General features: G+C 47.6%; 5 protein-coding genes. 1 reads left to right on the top strand and 4 read right to left on the bottom strand.

Annotated features, from left to right (window positions below; all coding sequences use genetic code 11):
• On the top strand, positions 1-596 hold a 596-nt coding region (locus RMO52_RS16525), incomplete at its 5' end, for a serine protease (RefSeq protein WP_310416311.1).
• Between the two features lie 16 nt (positions 597-612).
• Here the strand turns inward: RMO52_RS16525 and RMO52_RS16520 are convergent.
• From RMO52_RS16520 to hemE, 4 genes are all read right to left on the bottom strand, one after another.
• Entirely contained in the window at positions 613-1,605 is a 993-nt protein-coding gene (locus RMO52_RS16520) for a glycosyltransferase (protein WP_310416308.1), read from the bottom strand.
• A gap of 66 nt (positions 1,606-1,671) precedes the next feature.
• Positions 1,672-2,514: a phosphodiester glycosidase family protein gene (locus RMO52_RS16515; RefSeq protein WP_310416305.1), complete on the bottom strand. Its 843-nt coding sequence runs from the start codon at positions 2,512-2,514 to the stop codon at positions 1,672-1,674.
• A 27-nt stretch (positions 2,515-2,541) separates the two neighbouring features.
• Positions 2,542-2,751 (bottom strand): type II toxin-antitoxin system HicB family antitoxin, encoded by a 210-nt coding sequence (locus RMO52_RS16510; RefSeq protein ID WP_310416302.1) that lies wholly within the window; start codon positions 2,749-2,751, stop codon positions 2,542-2,544.
• Between the two features lie 82 nt (positions 2,752-2,833).
• Positions 2,834-3,886 carry a uroporphyrinogen decarboxylase gene (gene hemE / locus RMO52_RS16505; RefSeq protein ID WP_310416299.1) on the bottom strand — a complete coding sequence of 351 codons (1,053 nt, stop codon included), beginning with the start codon at positions 3,884-3,886 and terminating at the stop codon, positions 2,834-2,836.
• Positions 3,887-3,938: the final 52 nt, after the last annotated feature.

The raw sequence follows: 3,938 nt of genomic DNA, 5'->3' as shown, positions 1-3,938 counted from the left end.
TGCTGGCGCGACAGCAGCAGGTGTATACCGCCATTACCAATGCTCATGTCATCCAAGCTACTAATGCCCCCTTTCAACTGCAAACCCATGACGGACAAGTGTATGCCGCCGCTCTAGTTACGCCGCCATCAGGTCAAAATCGCGATCTGAGTATCCTCCGTTTTCAAAGTCACGATCGCACTTATACCACTGCCAAATTAGCCACAGCTAGTCCCAGAATCGGCGATCGCATCTGGTCGGCAGGATTCCCGAGTGAGAATGGCGATCCGGTAGAAGATCGCCAGAGTGGGGCGACAAAGGTCAATTTGGGGCTACATATTATTAACGCTCAGATCGTCCAAATTTTACCGATCGCCATTGCTGGGGGCTATGGCATCGGTTTTGATGGTGGCATTCGCAAAGGGATGAGCGGGGGGCCATTAATCGATCGAGCTGGCAAACTGATCGGGATTAATGGCGTCCATGCCCATCCCCTCTGGAATACGCCCGAAATGCTCGAAAATGGCACGATTGCCAGCGAGGCGCTCCAGCAACAGATTAATGATTATAGCTGGGCAATCCCGATCGAGTTTGTCAAAAGCTACACGCGGGAATAAGTTTTTGGTGCTATTTTTAACGTTTGAGTTTTTTCTGAATACTTTTAATCGCTTTTGATAGTCTTAACTGCAAAATCTGTCGATCGCTAATATCGGTAAGATCGGAATTGTCCAGATTGACGCGATCGAAGAACCTGTCGATCTCACTCAAAATTACCTGGAGCCGTGACATGATATTTGCCGTGCGATATTCAGCTAAGAGGGATTCTAAATTATTAACTGGCGCAGCCGATTTAACTACTGCTAAAATTCTTTCTACATCATAAGCAGTACTAAAACCCGCAATTTTGTGGCAATTAAATCCCGGATCTAAATAATCTGACAACCCATGATTGACACTCGAAAATACCTGACAACCACACGCGATCGCTTCTAGCGGCTGCAATCCAAATCCTTCAGTCACGCCTTGAGTTGCCCAATACTCGGCGGAGTCGTATAAATACACGCGCGACTGGTTGAATAATTCGGCTAAACTATCGACAAATCCTTCGATAATTTTAACTTTACAATGAGGTTGAAGTGCCGGAATTAATTGTTTTAATAAATATTTAGAAGACTTGCGCGAGTGAACTAAAACATCAATCGATCTGTCTGCTTGGCGATTGACAAACTCATCGGAAATTTGGTTGGGCAAATAGTATAACAGCGCGTGCGGCGATCTCTGTCCCCAGTATCCGAGCGTATTCCGACTGACGCAAACAATCGGAATCTGGGGCGGTAGTCTAAAGCCATATTCAGCACTGTGAGCGTGATAAATCGTCGGATAGCCCCGCAAGCGAGCGACTAGTTTGGGGACATCAAAGCCCCAACTCACGACGAAGATCGTATCTTGAGGTTTGCTGGCTAAAATGTCGTCTAAATATGCCAGCTCTGGCTCTCGTTGACGATAGGTGACGATTTCAACGGGGCAGATTTGTTTGACTAATTCGATCGTTTTGAGTTCGGCAAACAAGCCCCCACAGTGAAATTTTTGGGTAGTTCCAGGCAGGAGAAACAGGAGTTTTCGCATAAATTTATCGATCGGATCGTGGCGGGTTTCCCACGCTTCAGCATAAACTACTACTGCCTGCGATCGCTATTTTATAAAAATCCCGATCGTTTGGGGAATTCGAGTTTTCGGTTGCAGCATTGATTTACCACCGATGATTAAACCCGTACTCTGTCCGCCATCGAGCATGGCGACGCGCTCGGCACCAAATTTCTGTAAAGTTTGCTCGGCTTCGCTTTGGCTCGCAGCAGGACTGATGAATAATAACACCGTGCTGTAGGTTTTGTCTGAGAGCTGGTTTTTGACGCCGATAAAGGTGCGAGGGAGTGCCCTACTAGCATTTTTGCCAGCAGTGGGAGCTAGTGCGCCGACGACGTTGGGTATCGTGCTATCAAAGGTGCTGCGACGGTAAGGCTCGATCGAAATCTTACCATCAGACCAAGCGACGGTCACGGTTTGGTTGGGAAATTCATTCAATCCATAGCCGTAGGTGATGAGTTGCTTGTCTTGTTTTAAGCCGAAGGCGATGCCAGTAGGTTTGTTATATGTCTGAAAAAAGGTGCCGTTAATCAATACTTTCAGCGCACCGTTATTGTTATTTTGCGCCCAAAATTCCTCAAATTTCATTTGTCCGACTTTTCCGGCTGGAGTCGGCGCACCACTAATACTGCGAAGTGTTGTTTTGCTCAGATCTGCTTCGATAACGTAAGTTTTCTGTGCCACATTAGTCCGGATGGTGATACCAGGAGCTACAATAGACTCTTGAAATGTGGGACTAGTTGTTTGAGTAACGGCTCGATCGCAGCTAGTCAGCAGGGCAAGTGGAAAGAGGAAGAAGATATAGCGGGGGCTATGCCAGATAGAATGAGAATTGGATCGATCGTTCATGAAATTTTGGAAGTCAATTGAAGATATCTTCAATTGAGTCATTCCAGTTTCCGTAAGTTGAGCGACAATTCAAGCAGCTTCAACATACTCGCAAACAGTAGTCGGCTCAGGAATAGGTAAACCCTCTAACTGCAAACCCTCTAAATGAAATGAAATTGCAGATTGAATTTGACTGAGTACTTCTTCTATGCTCGTACCTATAGCAATACAACCAGGTAAATCTGGCACATAAGCAGAATAGTTACTCGGTGTTTTTTCCACGATCGTTGCATAGCGCATTAGTTTAACTCCTCTAAATAAAAATCCTCCCTAACTGATGAAAGTTAGAGAGGATATTCAATCTCGATCCTACCCTAAAAGGTTAGAGTAATTTATCGACATTCTTGGCAGTTTCAAAGAAGTGGGCGACGTTTTCTTCGGGTACCGTGGGTAAGACACCATGCCCAAGATTCATGATATGTCCGGTTTTACCCGCCTTGCGAACCGTATCGACGATTCGATCGCGAATGAAATCCTTAGAACCATATAATGCACAGGGATCCATATTGCCCTGCACACCTAAATGCGCCCCAATCCGTTGGCGTCCGACTGCCATGTCTACCGTCCAATCGAGGCTGATGATATCGACACCAGATTTGCCCATCAGTTCTAATACGCCGGAGCTACCGCTGATGTAGAGGATCAGGGGGGTGTCGGGGTGAGTCTCCTTGACTTGGCGGACTACCCGTTGCTGATAGGGGAGGGCGAAGGTTTCGTAGTCTTGGGGGCTGAGTTGTCCCGCCCAGGAGTCGAACATTTGGACGACTTGAGCGCCGCAATCGATCTGATAGCGGACGTAGACGGCGATCGCATCGGCGATTTTTGCGAGTAGACTATGGAGCATCTGGGGTTCGCGGAAGGCCATCCCTTTGATGTTGGCGTAGTCTTTGGAGCTTTTACCTTCGATCGCGTATGCTGCTAGTGTCCAGGGTGCGCCGACGAAGCCGAGGACGGTAGATTTATTACCGACTTCACGGCGTAAGGTGCCCAAAATCTCTTTAATAAAGGGCAGCGACTCTTCTGGATTGAGGGGGTGGAGGGCGTCGATTTGCGCCTGAGAGCGGATTGCTGGCTCGATAATCGGCCCTTTGCTCTCGATGATGTCGAAGGGGATTCCCAAGCCTGGTAGGGGCGTGAGGATGTCGGAAAACATGATGACGCCATCCGGCTCGAACGCGCGCCAAGGTTGGAGGGAGATTTCGATCGCGAGTTCGGCTTTTTCGGATCGATCGCGGAAGGAAGGATATTTGTCCCGTAAGTCACGATAAACTTTCATATAACGTCCCGCTTGGCGCATCATCCACACTGGCGGACGATCGAGTGTCGCACCTTTGGCTGCAAGTAACAATAGGGGTTCTTGATTTATATCTGTCATTGTTAACTAATTTGACAGTTATTTAATATAGGATTACCGATCGGCTAGCGGG

Source organism: Chamaesiphon sp. OTE_8_metabat_110, from assembly GCF_031382685.1.
Lineage (GTDB): Bacteria > Cyanobacteriota > Cyanobacteriia > Cyanobacteriales > Chamaesiphonaceae > Chamaesiphon.
The sequence above is the reverse complement of the archived record's forward strand: the minus strand, read 5'-3'. Positions and strand labels throughout refer to the sequence as shown.

Coding starts and splice junctions, on each gene's coding strand:
- RMO52_RS16520 (WP_310416308.1), bottom strand. CDS start 1,605: ATGCGAAAACTCCTGTTTCTCCTGCCTGGAACTACCCAAAAATTTCAC.
- RMO52_RS16515 (WP_310416305.1), bottom strand. CDS start 2,514: ATGACTCAATTGAAGATATCTTCAATTGACTTCCAAAATTTCATGAAC.
- RMO52_RS16510 (WP_310416302.1), bottom strand. CDS start 2,751: ATGCGCTATGCAACGATCGTGGAAAAAACACCGAGTAACTATTCTGCT.
- hemE (WP_310416299.1), bottom strand. CDS start 3,886: ATGACAGATATAAATCAAGAACCCCTATTGTTACTTGCAGCCAAAGGT.